Source organism: Erythrobacter neustonensis, from assembly GCF_001663175.1.
In the GTDB taxonomy this organism is placed as follows: domain Bacteria; phylum Pseudomonadota; class Alphaproteobacteria; order Sphingomonadales; family Sphingomonadaceae; genus Erythrobacter; species Erythrobacter neustonensis.
This window is the reverse complement of the sequence record NZ_CP016033.1, coordinates 1,384,561-1,401,966: the sequence shown is the minus strand read 5'-3', so window position 1 is coordinate 1,401,966 and position 17,406 is coordinate 1,384,561. Positions and strand designations below refer to the sequence as shown.

Genomic DNA, 17,406 nt, shown 5'->3' with positions numbered 1-17,406 from the left:
TCAATCCAGCGGTGAAAAGCGATCAGCCCGAGCTCATCAATCGCCGGGTCACATTCAATCAGAGCGAGATTTCACCCGTCCGGTCTGGAACAAAAGACGGAGCTCGATAAGGTTCGCCACCCTCAGCCCGAATTCGAATACATCGAAAGGCTTTGTCACGATATCGCGCGCGCCGAGCGCCAGCGCGCGCCGTTTGGCGTCTATCGAGGTGTCGGCGGTCAGCACCATGATCGGCAGCAAATCATCTGCCCGGGTGAGCCGCCCGAGGCTGTCGAGCAGGGCGTAACCATCGATTGACGGCATCATCAGATCGAGCAGCACCAGATCCGGACGAAAAGCAAGATGACGCTGCACGGCTTGGCGTGGATCGGCCAGCGTTTCAATGTGGCAGTAGCCCTCCCGAACCAGAACCGCCTCGACCAAAGCAAGATTGGCCGGTTCGTCGTCGATTGCGAGGATGCGCGCGTCACGCGCGGATTGTTCGGCGATCATGACATGCGCTCCAGCAGTGTCTGGTTCATCGCAGCCAACAAGGCCGCCACATCAATCGGTTTGGTCAGCACCACGGAGGCCCCGCGCGCTGCCCATTCACCCTGCGCCGCAATCGCGTCTGCGGTGAGCAGGATCACCGGAATGTCGGGCAGGTTGGCGTGCAATTCCGCCAGCACCCAGTCGCCATCCTTGTCGGGCAGGTGCAGATCCAGCAGCACCAGATCGGGCCGGTGGCGGCGTGCCAGATCGAGCCCGATCCGCGCCTGCATCGCGCTGACCAGTCGCGCTTGCGGCAAGTGGCGTGCCACCAACGCCTCGATCAGCTGGGCATTGGCAAGGTTGTCCTCGACCAGCAGGATCGTCACGTCTCGCGGCCCAGCAAGCGTAGTCGGCGCCGTGCCGTGCGGCACGGGACCCGGTGAGGCCGGGCTTCGCGCCAGTGGCAATTCGAACCAGAAGCAGGCCCCGCCGTGCCCGTCGGCGCGCGGCATATAGCCGATCTCGCCGTCCATCGCTTCAACCAGTGCGCGTGACAGCGACAGGCCGAGCCCCGTGCCCTCAGTGCGCGCGGCGCCCGCGGCAAGGCGGGTGAAGGGCTGGAACAACTGCCCTGCCTGTTCGGGCTCGATGCCGATACCGCTGTCGATCACCTCGACCCGCATCCGCCCTTCATCAGCTTGCGCCGCCACCGTGACCAAGCCGCCGTGGTGATTATACTTGATCGCGTTGCTCAGCAGGTTGAGCAGCACTTGCAGCAAGCGTCGAGGATCGGCGGCGACCGGCGGGAGCTCGCCTGACCGGCTTGAAATCGTGATGTGGCGTGACTCCGCCTCGGGCAGGGACAGCCCGATAGCCTCGGCGATGATTGTTTCGAGCGATGTGGGCGCAATCGAAAGGCCCAGCTTGCCGGCTTCGATCCGGGCTATGTCGAGCACTTCGTCGATCAGTGCCAGCAGGTGCCGCCCGGCGCGCAGGATTTGCTGGATACTCGCGTCGTCAGGTTGCCCTGCGTGGCTCCGGTCTAGCTCCAACAACTGCGCAAAACCGAGGATCGCATTGAGCGGCGTGCGCAACTCGTGGCTCATGCGCGACAGGAACAGGCTCTTAGCGGCGCTCGCCTGTTCGGCTTCCTGCCGCGCCAGTTCCAGCGCCTCTTGCGCGCGGCGGCGTTCGGTGATGTCGCGGGTGACCTTGGAAAATCCGCGCAGGGTGCCCGTCTCGTCGTGGAGCGCGGTGATGACCACGTTGGCCCAGAACCGCGAGCCATCCTTGCGCACGCGCCAGCCTTCGTCCTCGGTGCGGCCGTCGCGCACCGCATCGGCGAGGTTGCGCATCGACCGCTCGCGTGCATCATCTCCGGGGTAGAAGACCGAGAAATGCTGGCCCAAGGCCTCGTCCCCCGTCCAGCCCTTGATTCGCTGCGCGCCGGTGTTCCAGCTGACCACTTGGCCATCCGGATCGAGCGCAAAGATGCCGTAGTCGCGCACGCCCTCGATCACGAGACGAAAGCGCTCCTCGCCATCTCGCAGCGCCTGCTCGCGGGCGCGCAGCAGTCGGCTTGCCTCGACCATGCGCCCGGCGAGCGAGCCAATCTCGTCGCCCTCCGCACTGCGCTGGTCCAAGGCCGCGCCCTGCGACAGCAACACCGCATCGCCTTCGAGCCGCTGCACCCGGCGCACGATCCCGCTGGAGAACAGGAACACCGCGAACAGGCTGCCGACAAGACCGGCAAGCGTCAGCAAGCCGGTGGCGATCAACCCGTTTTGGCGCACCGCAGTGAGCCTGTCCTGCCGTGCTGCCAGCAGCTCGCGCTCGCGCGCCTGCATCCCCTCGATCTCGCCGCGCAACGCGTCAAGCACCTGCTTGTTGGCCGCGAGGCCAGCGGCGATCGCAGGGTCGCCGACAACATCAGGCCCGGTTCGTGCTCGTGTTGTGAGGAGCAACGCCAGACCTTCGCGCTTCTGGCCCGCCAACGTCTCGATCCGGGCAAGGCGCGTGGCAGCCTCGGCATCGCGGATCGCACCGCGCAGGCGTGCTGTCACCTGCGGCACCAGCACTTCGGCGCGCTCAAAGGGTTCGAGAAATCGCGGCTCGCCGGTCAGGAGAAAGCCACGCACTCCGGATGAGGCCTCGGCCAGCAGGGCGTGGACTTCGTTGACATCGTTCTGGATCGCGATGGTCAGGCGGACGTCCTGCTCGGCGCGGGCCTCCATCCGGCTGATGGCGTAGAGTGCGGCGACCGAGCCAAGGAAGATCAGCAGCGGCACCGCCACCACCACCAGTCCCTTGGTGGCAAGCGGGCGATTGGCCCACCAGCGCGCAGTCACCGGACTAGTCACGCGGTCCACCCACCGCGGTGCTCGACCGCGATCACGGCAGCTTGGGTCCGGTCGCGCACGCCCAGCTTGCCGATCAAACGTTCGACGTGGGTCTTGACCGTCCCCGGCGTGATGCCGAGCGCCAGCGCGATCTCCTTGTTCGTTCCGCCGCTCGCAAGCGCATCGAGTACTTCGCGCTCGCGCGGGGTCAGCCGTTCCAGCGCAGCAAACACGGGACTGCGATCTGCCGCAACCACTGCGCGACGCATCAACGCGGGCGGATAGGCGATCCCGCCCGCGGTCACCAGATCGATCGCCCCCAGCAATTCCTCGCGCGACGCATCCTTGGTGATAAAGCCGCGTGCGCCCGCAGCAATCGCGGCGCGCAGATAATCGGCGTTGTCATGCATAGTGAGGATGATGATGGCGATTTCGGGCTGCGTATCGGACAGCCGCCGCGCGGCTTCCAGCCCGTCAATCCAGGCCTCGCCCCCGCGCGCACCATAGCGGATATCGAGCAGCGCCAGATCGGGCCGGTGCTGCTGGCACAGCGCCAGCGCTTCTTCACCGCTCGCCGCTTCGCCCACCACGTCGAACCGCGCGCTGCGATCGAGCATGGCCCGCAAGCCTTCGCGGGCGAGGGCATGGTCATCGGCAATCACGATCCGGGCGATCCTCATGCGGCAGGCACCTCGGCCAGCAGCGAGCAGCCCGCGCCGGGCGCGCTCGTGATCGTCAGGCACCCGTCCAGCAATTCGATCCGTTCGCGCATATAGGCAAGACCGAGGCCGCCTGCGTCATGGGCCGCGCGTCCGGCATCCGGATCGAATCCGCAGCCATCGTCGCGCACCGACAGCCGCCAGCGACCGGCACCGTACGCCAGTCGCAGGGTCACGTGAACGTCGGGCCCGGCATGGGCCCGGGCATTGTTGAGTGCTTCCTGCGCGATCCGGAACAGCGCCGTCTCGATCGCCGGGGGCGGACGGTGGCCGGGGTCGGGCGCGATTTCGAGAGCTATCGCCATGCCGCTTGCCCGCGCCTCGGCGGCCAAATGCTGGAGCGCGGGGACGAGTCCAAGGTCATCGAGCACCGGGGGCCGCATCCCCGCGATCACCCGGCGCAATTCTCTGACCAGAGCGCGCGCCTGATCGCGCGCCTTGGCAAGGTCGGCGGGATCACCGTCGCTTGCCAGCTCCAGTCGCCGCATCAGCGCAGCGGCGTTCTGTGCGACCCCATCATGCAATTCGTGCGCGATCCGGCTGCGTTCGATCTCCTGACCGCGCAGCAATTCGCCGAGCAGTCGGGCGAGCCGGGCCTCGCGCGCCCGGGCCGAAAGGCTTGCCCCGATCAACTGGCATACGACCGCGACAGCCTCGCGGTCTTCAGCCGAGGGCGCACTTCGGCGACCTTCGAGAACAAGCGCGCCGGGCGATGTCACGTCAGAACCCGGCGAGGTCAACGGGAAGATCAGGCCATTATCGTCACCCGCTTCGCCCGGCCTGTCCTCGACGACCCGCCCGCTCTCATATCCCGCCAGATGCGCTGCGGCGCGCGCCACTTCGCACACCGCAGCATCCAGCGTTTCGGGCGTGGCTCCAGCCAGAACTTGTCCAGCTTCGACCAGCACGCGCAAGCGCGCAGCGCGCGCTTCGGCTGCACGGTAAAGACTGCGCAAATCGGACGCGTTTTCGGGCAGGCGGGGAGTATCAAGCTGCGACATCACGACTGGTGATATGCGGGCCAGGCCGATTTGTCATACGCCAAACGGCATAGGCCACGCGGCCCGCTATCCGGCTGACGAAGCCGGCCCACCGCTGCGTCATCTGGTGATCATCCGCTGACAACCGCCTTCAACCGATGGAGCGATCCCATGAAAAAGAGCCTGTTCATCCTCACCGCCGCGTCCATGATGGTGGCATGCACCCCCGGCTATGCCAAGACCAAGCCGCACGCGGCCGCCGCCTCGATCGAGCAGAACGTTGACTGCATCGCCGAGAAGGAAGTCGTCGCCGCGCAGAGGGCGTGGGGCGAAGGCATCGTCAAGATAGGCAAGGTCTATTCCGACGGCGGCGATTACAGCGCCGCTGCCGCCGCCCACATCGACCAGTTCTATGCTTATGACCTCAGCCTCGTGCTGTTCAAGCCGACACTCGCTTCGGTCGAACAGTTCCGCACCTCGTTCGATTCCGCGCTGTCCTACTTCGTGGGCGGCAACGCCACTTACCCCGAGGACAAGGGCTTCGCGATCAAGCCCTGGACGAAGGTGCGCTGGAAGAATGTTGGCATCACCAACAACGCCTGCACGATGGCCGTCGCGATGGGCAATTACTGGTTTACCGCCGCTGACACCGGCGCCGAGACCAAGGTCGAATACACCTTCGGTTACATTCGCGATCCGCAGGGCGAGCTGAAGATCGTCGTCCACGATTCATCCGTGCCCTACAACGGCGGCTGACGCTTGCCCGCCCCCGCGGGGGCATCTACGGAGCGCGGGCTTCCTTCCCCCGCAATGGTCGCAAGGTCCGCGCTACACCCCTTATTTCGAGGTCGAATTTCATGCCGCTTCACCGGACTTGTATTGTCGCGACTGTGCTGTTGGGCGCAGGGTTTGCCTCGCCCGCCTGCGCCAACGAGGACGATTTCAATATCTGGCTCGGTCAGTTTGCCACCATCAATGCAACCGACGACGTATATGTACGGGTCGAAGCGCAAGAACGTTTCACCAATGACGCGGACCGGCTCGGCCAGCTCCTGCTGCGCTCGCTGGTGGGCTACCGTATCAACAAGGACGTGAACATCGGGGCGGGATACGCTTACATCCTGACTGACCCGGTCGGCCCCGCCCAACTGAATGAACATCGGTTCTATCAGGAGCTTAACGTCCGGCTGCTGTCGACCGCAGGCGGTGTGACGCTGGACTCGCGCACCCGGCTTGAGCAGCGCACCTTCGAGGAGCGCGAGGACACGTCTTGGCGGCTGCGAAGTTTCGTCCAGCTTCGGGTGCCGATCACTGAGAAGGGGCACAGGTTAGTGGCCTACACCGAGCCCTTCATTGACCTCAACGAAACCGGCGTTCAGCGCGGCGGCTTGTCGGTCTGGCGCAACTTCGTCGGTGTGTCGATCCCGGTTGCCAAGGGTATCGAGGTGGTGCCCGGCTACCTCAACCAGCACGTGTTGCGCGACGGGCAGGACCGATCCGACCACACCGCCAACGTCAATCTATTTATGACGTTCTAACTGACATTTATTCAAACTTGGGCTGAGCAAGCCGCCATTCCGTTTTCCACCCAGTTGCGGCCGAAATCTTGCTGACAGCGCCTCCCCGAATGCAGACCGAGGCCATCGTCAACCGCAGGCGGCGTAGGCGATAGCTGGTGCCTGTGCGTCCGCGTGGCCGCCACCATGACATGGCGGCCGTCGCTTAAGGCGCTTGCACGATCGCGCTGGCTTGGGCCGCGCGCGGGGGTCTGAGGCCCTTGGTGCGGCTGGTGAGGTGGAACGCCTTGCACAGCGCGCATTTGTAGACGCGCAAAGTCACGTCAGCCGCCAGCGCAACGGCGTCCGCTTCCTCGCGCGTGGCGAAGCGGCGCTTTCGCTGGCAGATGGCGGGGCGGGTTTTCATGCCAATAGCTCATCGACGCGCGAACGGCCTCGCAGAGGCCGCAAGCGCACGCGCGCGCCCCACAGGCGCTCTGGCGTGTAGCGCCAGATGCAGCGCCGAGGACGTGCCCGCGGAGGCGGGCACGCACACAAAGGCCTTACTTCGACAGTTCCACGTGCTCGAAATCGAGCTCGACCGGGGTCGCGCGGCCGAAGATCGAGACGCTGACCTTGACCTTGGCCTTGTCGAAATCGAGCTCTTCGACGATCCCGTTGAAGCTGGCGAACGGACCGTCGAGCACCTTGACCGAATCGCCGATCTCGTAATCGACGCTGATCTCGCGCTTGGGCGCGGCCTGCGCATCGGCGACACCGCCGAAGTAACGCGAGGCTTCGCGTTCGGAAATCGCCTGCGGCTTGTTGCCCGAGCCGAGGAAGCCGGTCACCTTGGGGGTGTTCTTGACGAGGTGGTAGACATCGTCGGTCATGTTGAGTTTGGCGAGCACATAGCCCGGCATGAACTTGCGTTCGACCTGGACCTTCTTGCCGCGCTTCACTTCGGTCACGGTCTCGGTGGGCACCTGCACTTCCTCGACCCCGTCCGACAGGCCGAGGCGTTCGGCTTCGGCGATGATCGCGTCGCGCACCTTGTTCTCGAAACCGGAATAAGCGTGGATGATGTACCAGCGGGCCATGGAACGTCCTTGGGAAATAGGGATCTAGCTTGGGAAGGCGGCAGGCGCCGGGCTTACTGCAAAAGGCCGATCAGCGCGTTGACCACAAGGCCGAAGATGCTGTCGATGCCGAGGAAGAAGATCGACAGGATCAGCATGAAGATGAACACGAAGATCGCCGTCCGCACGGTTTCCTCGCGGGTCGGCCAGACGATCTTCTTCTGTTCGGCCTGAACCTGGCGCATGAATTCGCCGGGCGAGGTTCTGGGCTTTTTGGGTTCGGCCCCGTCCTTGGGAGCGGGGGCGATCATCTTGTCGGCCATGCCAACTCTATCCTTCGCGTAATGCCGTGTCGTCGTGTCCGGCCGGCTTTCAGGTAGGGCTCCGCGCCGCCCGGGACAAGGTCGCCGGAGGGGCTGGAGGATCTGCCGATGTCGGAAAGACGAGAGAGGCATTACGCGCAAGGGGGCGCGATTGCAAGATGGGTTTGGCGGCGCGATGGCCGCAAGGGCGCCGCCCGAAGGCACGCGCCCCGGGGGCGTTTCAGCGCAGCCCCAGCAACCGCGACAGCAGGCCGCCTTGCGTCTGCATCGGTTGCAACGGCCCGTGAATCGCGCGAAGCCGTGCCGGATCGCGGGTCGGCCGCGGGCTGACCCACTTGTCTGGGCGCGAGGAACGGTAGGTGTAGGCGCTCATCCCTGTTCTCCTGTGCGGACGTGGTCAATCGGTTCGTCGACAGGAATACACGGCTCATCTTGCGCGATGATGAATGACACCCCTGTCATCATGCTCAATCGCTCAAGCGGGCGATCTGTTCCAACGGGGCGGAACATTGCCCGGACAGCCTGGTTGTTCCTGCATACCCCGACGCCCGGTGTCGGGCCCTGCGAATCGCCCGTCTCGCCCCGCGCTTGCCCTGCCCTGCACTTTCGGAGTTTCTGCGGATGAAGCCTCTCCTGCCGCTACTGCTTGTTCCCCTGCTGCTGACCGGCTGCGACATGGCGGGCAATCCCTTTGCCTCGGCCGAGAAGCCCGCGGCCGAATACCGCCCGCAGGATGCCGGAACGATCGACCATGCCTTGTGCCTGCTCGGTTTTGTGAGCGTGCCGGTGACGGGAGTGAACCCCGGGCATGATCTGGTCGAGGCGACGATCAACGGGGTAACGGGCAGCTTCGTGCTCGATACCGGCGCGAACCTTACCGTGATCAACGCTTCGCAGGCCGAACGCTTCGGATTGTCGGCACGCGGCAGCGGCTTGCCGGGGATCGGCACGGCGCGCTTTGCCGGCAACACCGCCAACGCGCGTCCGGTGGCGGTCGACAGCTTCACGATGGGCGATGTCACCGTGCGCCAGCGCCGGGTGCTGGTTGCCGATCTGGGATCGCTGCTCGCCAGTCTGGGGCAGATTTCGGGACGCGATATTGCCGGGCTGATCGGGCAGGACGTGATGAACGAACACCGCGCGATCATCGATGTGAACCGGCCGATGCTTTATGTCATGGCCGAAGACCGCGAGCCTGCGCCCGTGCCGGCGGAAAACTGCACCGGCGTCGCTGCCGCCGCCTGACGCGCATGCTATACGGCGGTGGTGGAAGCGGTGGGGCCGGACGCTGCGGCGTCAGCCGCGAATGGCAGGGGTGACAGGATTCGAACCCGTGGCCCTCGGTTTTGGAGACCGATGCTCTACCAGCTGAGCTACACCCCTGCAGTCGCTGCGGCGCGGCTCTTAACGCTGGTAATTGGCTAAGGCAATCCTCTTTGCCTGATTGCTGCTGCGGTTGTAGAGTGGCGCGCAACCATGCACGCGCCCAAACGCCCCTCCATCCCCGTCGAGACACTGCTGCTCGCCTATCGCAGCGGGATTTTCCCGATGGCGGACCAGCGCGACGATCCCGAGGTGTTCTGGGTGGAGCCGCGCGAACGGGCGATCATCCCGCTCGAAGGGGTGCATCTGTCGAAGTCGCTGAAAAAGGTGATTCGCGCCGACCGTTTCATGGTGACGGTCGACCGCGCCTTCGAGGACGTGATCCGTACCTGCGCCGAGCCGCGCAGCGATCATCCCGACACGTGGATTTCGGAACGGATCGTGCAGTCCTATATCGGGCTCCATGACGCGGGCCACGCGCATTCGGTCGAATGCTGGCAGCCGGGCGATGATGGGGAGCCGATGCTCGTGGGCGGGCTTTACGGGGTCAGTTTCGACCGCGTGTTTTGCGGCGAATCGATGTTCAGCCGCGTTCCCGATGCCAGCAAGGTCGCGCTGGTGTGGCTGGTGGCGCTGATGCGGCGCGCGGGCCATGCGCTGCTCGATTGCCAGTTCATGACCGACCACCTGCAATCGATGGGGGCGGTTTCCTTGCCGCAGGCCGATTACCGCAGGCTGGTCGAACGGGCATCGGGCGCCACGCGGATGACGCTGGGACAGGCCCGGCGCAGCTTCGGCTTCGGCTTCGGCTTCAGTTCGGCTTACGCGCCCGGGGAAGGCGCGGCGGCAGGCGGCGACGCGGCGGGCGCAGGCGTGGCCGCAGCGGTCGCAGACGCGCGCGGTGCCGGCCTGCCCGAAGGTTCGGGCTGGGGCGCGGCGGGGCCTTCCTCGCCGGGGAAGCTCATCGTGCAATCCTTGACCCAGACATCGTAGATCGGATGCTCGACCACGTTGAGGCTGGGGTTTTCGCGGAACATCCAGCCTGAGAACACGCGGTTGTGCTGCGCGGCGCCGCGTTCCTGGATGTCGACCTGCACGAAGGCGCCGGTCTGCTGCGGCATTTCCCACGGCGCGGTGCGCTCGCACGCCGACACGCGCACGATCACCGGCCCGATCGCGCGCGCCTCGCCCGGCTTCAGGCGAATTTCTTCGGAGACATTGTTGCGCTTGTTGATGAGGCCGAGCACCGCGACGCGGTCCTTCATCGGGGTCGCGCCGTAATCGTTGACCGGGCTGGCCGCTGCATCGGGCGCAGCCGTGGCCGCCGCCGCAGCGGGGGTCGCCGCGTCCAGCGGCAGGTCGATCACCTGCGCGGGCTCGGGCGCAAAGGCATCGCACGCCCCCAGTGCCAGCGCGCAGGCCAGCCCCGCAGCAAGACGAACCGCCGTCACGCCGTGCCGCCCGTCAGTCCGCGCTGCCCGGGGTCCAGGCCTCGTAATCGCCGACAGCACGCGCGCGCTTGCCACCGTTCTCGAGCGCGCCTTGCGGGCGATAGGCGGAGACGGTGCCGGTGGCGTTGGGGGTGTAATCCACCTCCCACACGCGCGGCGGGGGCAGGTGGCTTTCGGGCACGTCGTCATAGGTGCCGTGCAGCCACCCATGCCATTCGGACGGCACGCGGCTGGCATCATTGGCGCCGTTGTAGATCACCCAGCGCTTGTCGCGGCTGGTGTAGGACCCGGTGTTCAGCCCGCCCGCCGACTTGGCGCGGGCGCGGTAATACTTGTTGCCCGCGGCATCGGTGCCGACATGCTCGCCCTTGGCGCGGCTGGCCCACAGGTGCGTGCCGATGGTGGCACCGTCCCACCAGGTGAAGATCTTCATCAGGATTCCCATGGCCGCGGCGATTAGCCCAATTGGAGCGGGGGGGGAATATAGTTTTGTGCGGTGGCGTTCTTGTGTTCCGCATCGCCTGGGCGATGCGAAATCCTCGCTCACGCGGTGACCTTGCTGGCCTATCGCTTCGCTACATGAGGCCTGAAGGCCGCATCGCTGCGGGAATGGAAACTGGGCGATGGCCCGGTCGCGCCAGCGACCGCGAGCGCACGCGCGCGAGCCGCAGGTGCCCGGAGCGCAGCGGAGGAACAGCACCGAGGACGTGCCTGCGCAGGCAGGCACGCAAACTAGTAACTTACCTTGTCCCCCGCCACGATCCCCAGCGCCGCCGCGCGGCCCGCGCGCAGTTCGAGCACGGCGCTCGCAGCGCCCTTGGACTGCACCGAATCAAGCGAATAGGGCACGGTGTTGGCCGCGATATTCAGAATTCGCCCGTCGGGGCCGATGAAGATAATGTCGAGGCTCAAGGGCGTGTTCTTCATCCAGAAGCTGCGCGGCTCTGGCGCATCGGAGGGGAAGATCATCCCCTCGTTGTCGCCCAGCGCGGTGCGGAACATCAGCCCGCGCGCCTGCGCTTCCGGAGTATCGGCGACTTCGACCCTGAACGGCAGGCGGCGTCCGCCACGATCAATGGTGAGGTCGATCACTTCCAGACCCGACACCGGATGGCGCGCGGCCTGCGCAGCGGCGGGGGCCTGCGCGCTGGCATTCGCGCTCTGGCCCGGCGAACAGGCCGCAAGCGCCAGCGCCAGACCCGCGCCTGCCAGAATATACCTTACCATTGCCCGTCCATTCCTTCGTCCTCGGCCGCCTCGGCGATCCAGTCCTCGACATCCCCGATGCTGCCTGCCGCAAGGATGACCTTCACATGATCGTACTGGTGGCCTGCGCGCAGCAATGCTGCAACGGCTTTTTCGTGCGCCTTGCGCATGGCAAGCGGATCGCCGCCCGCATCCGGCGCGCCGTAGGGCCCGAGCCTTCGCTTCCGCGCCATTACCGCCGCCGCCTTGCGCGCCGCATGCTCGCCCGGCGCGTGCACTGCGCGCAAGGCCTCGCCCACGCCCGCGTGCCGCAATGTCTCGTCCACCCGCCGCGCGCCATAGCCGCGGCCGCCCAGATCGCGCGCGCGCATCCGGGCATAGGCATCGTCGTCGACGTAGCCCAGTTCCACCAGCCGCGCGACCAGCGCAGGCACATCGACATCCACCGTGCGCCCGTCGGCATCCTCGGCCAGCCCGCGTTCGCGGATCTTGCGCACCAGATAGGCTTCGAGCCGCGCTGCGGTGGAGGCAAAGCGCGCCGCATAATGCAGCGCCAGATCGCGCAGTTTCGTCTCGGTCAGCGGCGGCTTGGCACGCTTTTCCCGGCGCCCGCCGGGGGCGCGATCCGCCCCGGCCTCACGACCGGACGATGACGAATTCGCTTTACGTGAAACCATTTCGCCTTATTCGTGCCACTTTCCTTATCAAATGCCAAACCCTTGCCGCCGCCGGCCTGTCGCCGGCGACACGGGGTTATGCCAGAGCGCGGGAGACGGGGCTTTCATGTACCGCGCCGCAAATGACGGGTATCGCTGACCATTATGACCGACGCCGTTCTGACGCCGACGCCCAATGATTGCGATCTGCCGCGCATCCGCGCGCAGTTTGCGACCTTCAACGACGCGATCGATTATGCCGCGCAAAGTCGCAAGGGGCTGAACTTCCACGACATGCGTGGCGAACTCGCGCGGGTTTACCCCTTCAGTGAAATGCGCGCGGACGCGCTGGTGATGGCGCGCCGCCTGATCGCGGCAGGCATCGGGCGCGAAGATCGCGTCGCGCTGATCGCGGAAACCGGGCCCGATTTCGCCGCACTGTTCTGCGCCTGCGTCTATGTCGGCGCATGGCCCGTGCCGCTGCCGCTGCCGACCAGCTTCGGCGGCAAGGAAAGCTTCATCTACCAGCTCGCCGTGCAGCTGATGAGCAGCGATCCCAAGCTTCTGCTCTACCCCGAGGAAATCGCCGAAATGGCGAGCGCGGCCGCCGCGCGGCAGGGCTGCGAGGCGCAAAGCTGGCAGGATTTCGCGACGCGCCCCGCGCCCGAATGCGACCTTCCCAAGGCGAGCCCGGACGATATCTGCTACCTGCAATATTCGAGCGGATCGACGCGTTTCCCCACCGGGGTGGCGGTGACGCACAAGGCGCTGCTGCATAATCTTTACGGCCATTCGACCACGATGGAGCTGGGCGACAACGACCGCTGCATCAGCTGGCTGCCGTGGTATCACGACATGGGCCTGGTCGGCTGCCTCCTGTCGCTGATCGCCAACCAGGTGTCGGGCGATTATCTGAAGCCCGATGCCTTTGCGCGCCGCCCGCTGGCTTGGCTCGACATGATCAGCCGCAATCAGGGCAACTCGATGTCCTATTCGCCGACCTTCGGCTACGACATCTGCGCGCGGCGCATTTCCAGCCAGTCGAACGTCGCCGAACGCTTCGACCTGTCGCGCTGGCGGATCGCGGGCAACGGCGCGGACATGATCCGCCCCGATGTGATGCAGAGCTTCGTCAACGCCTTTGCGCCCGCCGGGTTCAAGGCATCGGCGTTCACCCCGTCCTATGGCCTTGCCGAAGCCGTGCTGGCGGTGACGGTGATGCCGCCGGGCGAAGGGATCCGCGTCGAACTGGTCGAGGAAGAGCGCCTGTCGGGCGCACCGCGCGATCTGTCGCGCCCGGCGCGCTACCGCGCGATCGTCAATTGCGGCAAGCCCCTGCCCGACATGGAAGTCGCGATCCGCGGCGAGAACGGCGAGACGCGCGCCGACCACCAGATCGGCAAGGTGTGGTGCCGCGGCCCCAGCGTAATGCATTCCTACTTCCGCAACGAGGAAGCGACCGAGGATTGCCTCGTGCCCGATGCCGAGGGCAACGTCTGGCTCGACACCGGCGACATGGGCTACACCGCCAAGGGGTATCTGTTCATCGTCGGCCGGGCGAAGGACATGATCATCATCAACGGCAAAAACCACTGGCCGCAGGACATCGAGTGGGCGGTCGAACAGCTGCCCGGGTTCAACCACGGCGATATCGCGGCCTTTTCGATCGAGACCGAAAACGGCGAGGAAGCGCCCGCGGTGCTGGTCCACTGCAAGGTGTCCGACCCCGAAGAGCGTGTGAAACTGCGCGAACAGATCGCCGACAAGGTGCGCTCGGTCACGGGAATGAGCTGCATCGTCGAGCTGGTGCCGCCGCGCACGCTGCCGCGCACCTCCTCGGGCAAGCTTTCCCGCGCCAAGGCCAAGAAGCTCTATCTGGCGGGCGAGATCGTGCCGATCGATCTGGCCGCCTGACCGCCGCTGCGGCCCGCGCAGCCTTGCGCGGGCCGCGGGGCGCGCAGGCTCAATCGGGCGCGTTCAGCGTGCGGCTGCGCCTGAAGATGCTCTTCTTGGCGAAGGGTTCGAAGAATTCATCGGGCGATTCGGGGTCGAGCATCGCCTGATCGGCCAGCGCCTTTTCGGCATCGGTCAGTTCCGGCAGTTCAAGCCGCGTCAGGCGCCGCCCGGGCTGCGTCAACCGCGCGACCGCCTCGCGCATCGAAAGCCCGGTGGCGAGCGTTTCGGCCATCTTTTCGGGGCTCACCCCGCAATGCTCAGCGAGCAGCCGGTGCCGGAGCCGCGTGATCGCCTCGCCCGCGGTTTCGTTGCCCGCGACCGTGGTGTCGATATGCAGATCGCATTCGCTGTCGAGCCCGAGCGAACGGTTGTTCATGTTCGCCGAGCCCACGCGCAGGATCTCGTCGTCGACGATCGTCAGCTTGGCGTGGACATAAATCCCCGTGCCGCCTGCGGTGTAGGGGATGTTGATCGAGAAGCGATCGTTCTTGTCCTTTTCCCCGATCGACCGGATCAGCCGCGCACGCGCGCTGTCCATCGCCTTTTGTTCAAGCCAGCCATCGGCGTTTTCGGCGGTGACGATGAAGATTTCGGGCGGAGCGGGTTCGGCCATCCGCTTCGCGATCGCCTCGGCGATCTTGCGCGAGGCGAAATACTGGTTTTCGGCGTAGATGAACTTCTTGGCGCGCGCGATCTGTTCGAGGAACAGCTTCTCGATCTCGAACACCGGGGGCACGCCTTCATATTCGGCGCGGGTGCGCGAAATGCCGACTTCGACGAACTGGAATTCGGCCGGGAGCGACGCGGGCCAGGGCGATTCCTTCTGCGGCGCGCAGGGTTCGAGCACCCCGCCGCCCGCGCGTTCCCAGCGCATCCGTGCCAGCTGGCCAAGCTCGGCCGCGGCCGCATTCTCGACCATCATCGTGACATCGTGCCAGGGGCCGTAAGGCTTGCGGTTGGGCCGCTTGCGACGCGGATCATCGTCGAGGTGGTCCGAGGTGTCCCAGCGGTCCGAAGTCATGTCGATCCCGCCGCACACGGCGAACTTGTCGTCGATCACCACGATCTTCTGGTGGTGGCTGCAACCGAAAGGATGCGCGCTGTCGAGCTTCATCTCGATCTGCGGGTGCATCTTCCAGCGCGCCACATCGAGCATCGTCGAACCGCGTCCGAGCATCTTCAATGCGCCGAAATTCCACTTGAGCAGCTTGATTTCGAGCCCCGGGGTGCGGTTGGCGAGATAAAGGATGAAATCGCCCAGCCGCTTGGGCGGGCTGCCGGGCTTGCGGCGCTTGCGCAGCAGGCTGATGCGCGTGTCGAAATCCCAGCCGATCAGCATGATCCGCTGCCGCGCGTTCATCATCGCGGTTTCGATCTGTTCGAAATAATCCGCCGCGTCGACAACGACATGCGCGCGGGTGGCCTGCGCGCGGCGCCAGATCGTGTCGCTGATGCCGTGATCGGGGTCCGCCGCCACCGCCGCCATTGCCGAAGAGGGCGCGATGTCCTGCACGGGTGTTCCGTGGGGCACAACAGGAACGGGTGGCGGAGTGTCGGCCTGTTCGATCATCGCAACGTGAAACCCCTGTTGACCATCGCCGGATCGCGCAGTGCGGGCCAGGCGTTTGCTGCGCTTCATATGCACATGCAAGCCGTGCAATCCAACGCCAATTTCGCCGTCCCGCGCGCCGCCCGCGACGGCGAACGCATGGCTACTGCGCCGCGTCCTGCGCCCACCCGGCGCTGAGCGGCGCAGGCCCCTCCCGCACCGTCACCGCAGCGCCCGCATCGCGCAGCACATCTGCGGCGACTTCGGCCGCGTCCGCAGGCCCGGTCAGCACCACTGCGCGATCGGCGCGCAAGGCGGCCCATGCGATCAGCGCCAGCGCCTCTCGATCAGGCGCGGCGTCCTCGACCGCGATAGTCACGCCCAGCGGCAGCGGCGGCGGGACCAGTTCGATCCGCCAGTCATCCAGCCCCGCCGCCACCCGCGCTTCCAATGCACGGTAGGTCGCAAGGCTGGCGCCGGGCAGGGGCTTGGCGCGCACCAGCGCGCGGCGGCGCGCCTCGTCGATCAGCACGTCGGTTTCGGCGACGCCCGCCGCCAGCGCCAGCCGCGCGGCCAGCCGTGCCGACCGGCTGGAAGCGGCGCGTTCGTCGCGTTCGCGCGCGGCGGAAAGCTGCGCGCGTTCGGCGGCGGTCGCATTGGTGCCGACCTCGTATTGCACGAGATCGAGCGTCACCTTCTCGCCCAGCCGGTCTGCCAGTGAAGCGGCAAGGCCCGTCTCGACCCCGGGGTTGAGCACGGGGGTGAAGACCACCGCCGAAATCCCCACCGGCTTGGCCGCGAAATCGAGTTCGAGCGTGTCGAGCTTGGCGCGCGCATCGAACTGGTCGCGCAATTCGCTGCGCACGATCCGCTGCGCATTGGCCTCCCACGCGATCCGTTGCAGCGCAAAGCCCAGCGGCACCGCGAGCGCCAAGAACACCGCGATCACCATGAAGCTCTGCAGCTGCGACTGGCGCCTGGAATGGCGCGCACGAAAGCCGTAGAGGCGCGCAAGGCCAAATGCGGTCAACGCGATCGTGATGAAGTTGGTCACGAACAACAGCAGCGCGCCCGAAAACACCGTCCAGTTCCAGGTCGCAAAGCCGAAGCCCACCACGGCGAGCGGCGGCATCAGCGCGGTCGCGATCGCCACGCCGACGATCGCGCCCTCGCGCCCGCGAATCATCGCATAGGCACCCGCGAGCGCCGAAAACAGCGCGACGAACAGGTCGAACAGATTGGGCCGCGTGCGCGCGGCGATCTCGCTCGTCACCGACTGGATCGGCGAGATGAACACCAGCACCGCGCACAGGATCACCGCCATGACGCTGCCGATCATCAGCGTGCGCAGACACTGTTTGAGCCAGTCCCAGTCGCCGATCGCCAGTGCAAAGCCCAGCCCCATGATCGGGCCCATCAGCGGCGACAGCAGCATCGCGCCGATCACCACCGCCGGCGAGGACAACAGCAGGCCGAGGATCGCGATCCCGCCGCTCATCGCGGTCATGAACAGGTAATGCTCGGACAGCTTGCCTTCCTCGCGGCGGCGCTCGGTCACTTCGGCCTGATCGACCTGGCCGACGACATGCACCGTCCACCATTCGCGCAGCCGCGCAAAACTGGGGGCTGCGTCTGGCGCGCCGGTGGTGTCGTTCATCTCTCGCCCCTTGGCCGTTGTCGGATACCCCACCCCGATAGCCGCGCGGCGACGATCCTGCCAAGCGGCTGCGTGGCAGGAGTGGACGCCGCCGCGCAATCGGGGGTATCGTGGCTCTCCGCTTGAAAGGCGTGTTTTAGATCACTAATACAGTCATGACAGCCGCGCAGGCCCGGGGCGGCGCATGAGGGAGCAGATTGC

18 protein-coding genes, 1 tRNA gene and 1 pseudogene are annotated in these 17,406 nt (G+C 66.1%); 5 read left to right on the top strand and 15 right to left on the bottom strand.

Features of this window, described 5'->3' with window-relative positions; translation table 11 throughout:
• Positions 1–54: 54 nt before the first annotated feature.
• From A9D12_RS06615 to A9D12_RS06600, 4 genes are read right to left on the bottom strand one after another with little or no spacing between them, the layout of a single operon-like run.
• Positions 55–492, bottom strand: coding sequence for a response regulator (locus A9D12_RS06615; protein WP_156522815.1), 438 nt, complete (start codon positions 490–492; stop codon positions 55–57).
• Positions 489–2,831 carry an ATP-binding protein gene (locus A9D12_RS06610; RefSeq protein WP_068353865.1) on the bottom strand — a complete coding sequence of 781 codons (2,343 nt, stop codon included), beginning with the start codon at positions 2,829–2,831 and terminating at the stop codon, positions 489–491. The genes A9D12_RS06615 and A9D12_RS06610 overlap by 4 nt, the downstream gene beginning before the upstream one ends.
• Positions 2,828–3,490: a response regulator gene (locus tag A9D12_RS15130; protein ID WP_068350581.1), complete on the bottom strand. Its 663-nt coding sequence runs from the start codon at positions 3,488–3,490 to the stop codon at positions 2,828–2,830. The genes A9D12_RS06610 and A9D12_RS15130 overlap by 4 nt, the downstream gene beginning before the upstream one ends.
• Positions 3,487–4,530, bottom strand: coding sequence for a sensor histidine kinase (locus tag A9D12_RS06600; RefSeq protein ID WP_068350580.1), 1,044 nt, complete (start codon positions 4,528–4,530; stop codon positions 3,487–3,489). The genes A9D12_RS15130 and A9D12_RS06600 overlap by 4 nt, the downstream gene beginning before the upstream one ends.
• Positions 4,531–4,680: 150 nt before the next feature.
• Here A9D12_RS06600 and A9D12_RS06595 point away from each other — a divergent pair, with 150 nt between their 5' ends.
• On the top strand, positions 4,681–5,265 hold the full coding sequence (locus tag A9D12_RS06595; RefSeq protein ID WP_068350579.1) for a phosphoribosyl-AMP cyclohydrolase: 585 nt from the start codon (positions 4,681–4,683) through the stop codon (positions 5,263–5,265).
• A gap of 134 nt (positions 5,266–5,399) precedes the next feature.
• The gene (locus A9D12_RS06590) at positions 5,400–6,047 is read left to right on the top strand and encodes a DUF2490 domain-containing protein (protein WP_231889716.1); all 648 of its coding nucleotides are present in this window, start codon (positions 5,400–5,402) and stop codon (positions 6,045–6,047) included.
• Positions 6,048–6,231: 184 nt separating this feature from the next.
• On the opposite strand, the gene A9D12_RS06585 is transcribed toward A9D12_RS06590, so the two are convergent.
• From A9D12_RS06585 to A9D12_RS14650, 4 genes are all read right to left on the bottom strand, one after another.
• The gene (locus tag A9D12_RS06585; protein WP_068350577.1) at positions 6,232–6,432 is read right to left on the bottom strand and encodes a hypothetical protein; all 201 of its coding nucleotides are present in this window, start codon (positions 6,430–6,432) and stop codon (positions 6,232–6,234) included.
• 136 nt (positions 6,433–6,568) lie between these two features.
• Positions 6,569–7,105 (bottom strand): transcription termination/antitermination protein NusG, encoded by a 537-nt coding sequence (nusG, locus tag A9D12_RS06580; RefSeq protein WP_068350576.1) that lies wholly within the window; start codon positions 7,103–7,105, stop codon positions 6,569–6,571.
• Positions 7,106–7,158: 53 nt separating this feature from the next.
• Entirely contained in the window at positions 7,159–7,395 is a 237-nt protein-coding gene (gene secE, locus A9D12_RS06575) for a preprotein translocase subunit SecE (RefSeq protein WP_068353861.1), read from the bottom strand.
• 232 nt (positions 7,396–7,627) lie between these two features.
• On the bottom strand, positions 7,628–7,780 hold the full coding sequence (locus A9D12_RS14650; RefSeq protein ID WP_156522813.1) for a hypothetical protein: 153 nt from the start codon (positions 7,778–7,780) through the stop codon (positions 7,628–7,630).
• 248 nt (positions 7,781–8,028) lie between these two features.
• Between A9D12_RS14650 and A9D12_RS06570 the strand changes: the two genes are divergently transcribed.
• The gene (locus A9D12_RS06570; RefSeq protein WP_068350575.1) at positions 8,029–8,652 is read left to right on the top strand and encodes a retropepsin-like aspartic protease family protein; all 624 of its coding nucleotides are present in this window, start codon (positions 8,029–8,031) and stop codon (positions 8,650–8,652) included.
• Between the two features lie 62 nt (positions 8,653–8,714).
• Here A9D12_RS06570 and A9D12_RS06565 read toward each other — a convergent pair.
• Positions 8,715–8,790, bottom strand: a tRNA-Trp gene (locus A9D12_RS06565).
• 93 nt (positions 8,791–8,883) lie between these two features.
• On the opposite strand from A9D12_RS06565, the gene aat reads away from it, so the two are divergent.
• Entirely contained in the window at positions 8,884–9,723 is an 840-nt protein-coding gene (gene aat / locus A9D12_RS06560; RefSeq protein WP_068350574.1) for a leucyl/phenylalanyl-tRNA--protein transferase, read from the top strand.
• A gap of 35 nt (positions 9,724–9,758) precedes the next feature.
• On the opposite strand, the pseudogene A9D12_RS14995 reads toward aat, so the two are convergent.
• The 4 genes and pseudogenes from A9D12_RS14995 to A9D12_RS06545 all read right to left on the bottom strand — a co-directional run.
• A pseudogene (locus A9D12_RS14995) lies at positions 9,759–9,995 on the bottom strand (DUF2155 domain-containing protein); the annotation flags it as partial.
• Positions 9,996–10,194: 199 nt separating this feature from the next.
• Positions 10,195–10,626 (bottom strand): NADH:ubiquinone oxidoreductase subunit NDUFA12, encoded by a 432-nt coding sequence (locus tag A9D12_RS06555; RefSeq protein WP_068350573.1) that lies wholly within the window; start codon positions 10,624–10,626, stop codon positions 10,195–10,197.
• 287 nt (positions 10,627–10,913) lie between these two features.
• The gene (locus A9D12_RS06550; RefSeq protein WP_068350572.1) at positions 10,914–11,408 is read right to left on the bottom strand and encodes a DUF192 domain-containing protein; all 495 of its coding nucleotides are present in this window, start codon (positions 11,406–11,408) and stop codon (positions 10,914–10,916) included.
• Positions 11,402–12,064: a regulatory protein RecX gene (locus tag A9D12_RS06545; RefSeq protein WP_082925433.1), complete on the bottom strand. Its 663-nt coding sequence runs from the start codon at positions 12,062–12,064 to the stop codon at positions 11,402–11,404. Before A9D12_RS06545 ends, A9D12_RS06550 begins: the two co-directional genes overlap by 7 nt.
• A gap of 144 nt (positions 12,065–12,208) precedes the next feature.
• Here A9D12_RS06545 and A9D12_RS06540 point away from each other — a divergent pair, with 144 nt between their 5' ends.
• Entirely contained in the window at positions 12,209–13,957 is a 1,749-nt protein-coding gene (locus A9D12_RS06540; protein ID WP_068350571.1) for a fatty acyl-AMP ligase, read from the top strand.
• A gap of 49 nt (positions 13,958–14,006) precedes the next feature.
• On the opposite strand, the gene A9D12_RS06535 is transcribed toward A9D12_RS06540, so the two are convergent.
• Both A9D12_RS06535 and A9D12_RS06525 read right to left on the bottom strand, forming a co-directional pair.
• Positions 14,007–15,638: a phospholipase D-like domain-containing protein gene (locus tag A9D12_RS06535; protein ID WP_231889715.1), complete on the bottom strand. Its 1,632-nt coding sequence runs from the start codon at positions 15,636–15,638 to the stop codon at positions 14,007–14,009.
• A gap of 73 nt (positions 15,639–15,711) precedes the next feature.
• A complete protein-coding gene (locus A9D12_RS06525; RefSeq protein WP_068350568.1) occupies positions 15,712–17,205 on the bottom strand; it encodes a TIGR00341 family protein in 1,494 nt (497 codons plus the stop codon).
• Between the last annotated feature and the right edge of the window lie 201 nt (positions 17,206–17,406).

Bases quoted from the DNA above. Each gene is read 5' to 3' on its own strand.
- A9D12_RS06585 (WP_068350577.1), bottom strand. From the start codon at position 6,432: ATGAAAACCCGCCCCGCCATCTGCCAGCGAAAGCGCCGCTTCGCCACG.
- A9D12_RS06600 (WP_068350580.1), bottom strand. From the start codon at position 4,530: ATGTCGCAGCTTGATACTCCCCGCCTGCCCGAAAACGCGTCCGATTTG.
- aat (WP_068350574.1), top strand. From the start codon at position 8,884: ATGCACGCGCCCAAACGCCCCTCCATCCCCGTCGAGACACTGCTGCTC.
- A9D12_RS06545 (WP_082925433.1), bottom strand. From the start codon at position 12,064: ATGGTTTCACGTAAAGCGAATTCGTCATCGTCCGGTCGTGAGGCCGGG.
- nusG (WP_068350576.1), bottom strand. From the start codon at position 7,105: ATGGCCCGCTGGTACATCATCCACGCTTATTCCGGTTTCGAGAACAAG.
- A9D12_RS06570 (WP_068350575.1), top strand. From the start codon at position 8,029: ATGAAGCCTCTCCTGCCGCTACTGCTTGTTCCCCTGCTGCTGACCGGC.
- A9D12_RS15130 (WP_068350581.1), bottom strand. From the start codon at position 3,490: ATGAGGATCGCCCGGATCGTGATTGCCGATGACCATGCCCTCGCCCGC.
- A9D12_RS06595 (WP_068350579.1), top strand. From the start codon at position 4,681: ATGAAAAAGAGCCTGTTCATCCTCACCGCCGCGTCCATGATGGTGGCA.
- secE (WP_068353861.1), bottom strand. From the start codon at position 7,395: ATGATCGCCCCCGCTCCCAAGGACGGGGCCGAACCCAAAAAGCCCAGA.
- A9D12_RS06615 (WP_156522815.1), bottom strand. From the start codon at position 492: ATGATCGCCGAACAATCCGCGCGTGACGCGCGCATCCTCGCAATCGAC.
- A9D12_RS06555 (WP_068350573.1), bottom strand. From the start codon at position 10,626: ATGGGAATCCTGATGAAGATCTTCACCTGGTGGGACGGTGCCACCATC.
- A9D12_RS06540 (WP_068350571.1), top strand. From the start codon at position 12,209: ATGACCGACGCCGTTCTGACGCCGACGCCCAATGATTGCGATCTGCCG.
- A9D12_RS06535 (WP_231889715.1), bottom strand. From the start codon at position 15,638: ATGAAGCGCAGCAAACGCCTGGCCCGCACTGCGCGATCCGGCGATGGT.
- A9D12_RS14650 (WP_156522813.1), bottom strand. From the start codon at position 7,780: ATGAGCGCCTACACCTACCGTTCCTCGCGCCCAGACAAGTGGGTCAGC.
- A9D12_RS06550 (WP_068350572.1), bottom strand. From the start codon at position 11,408: ATGGTAAGGTATATTCTGGCAGGCGCGGGTCTGGCGCTGGCGCTTGCG.
- A9D12_RS06525 (WP_068350568.1), bottom strand. From the start codon at position 17,205: ATGAACGACACCACCGGCGCGCCAGACGCAGCCCCCAGTTTTGCGCGG.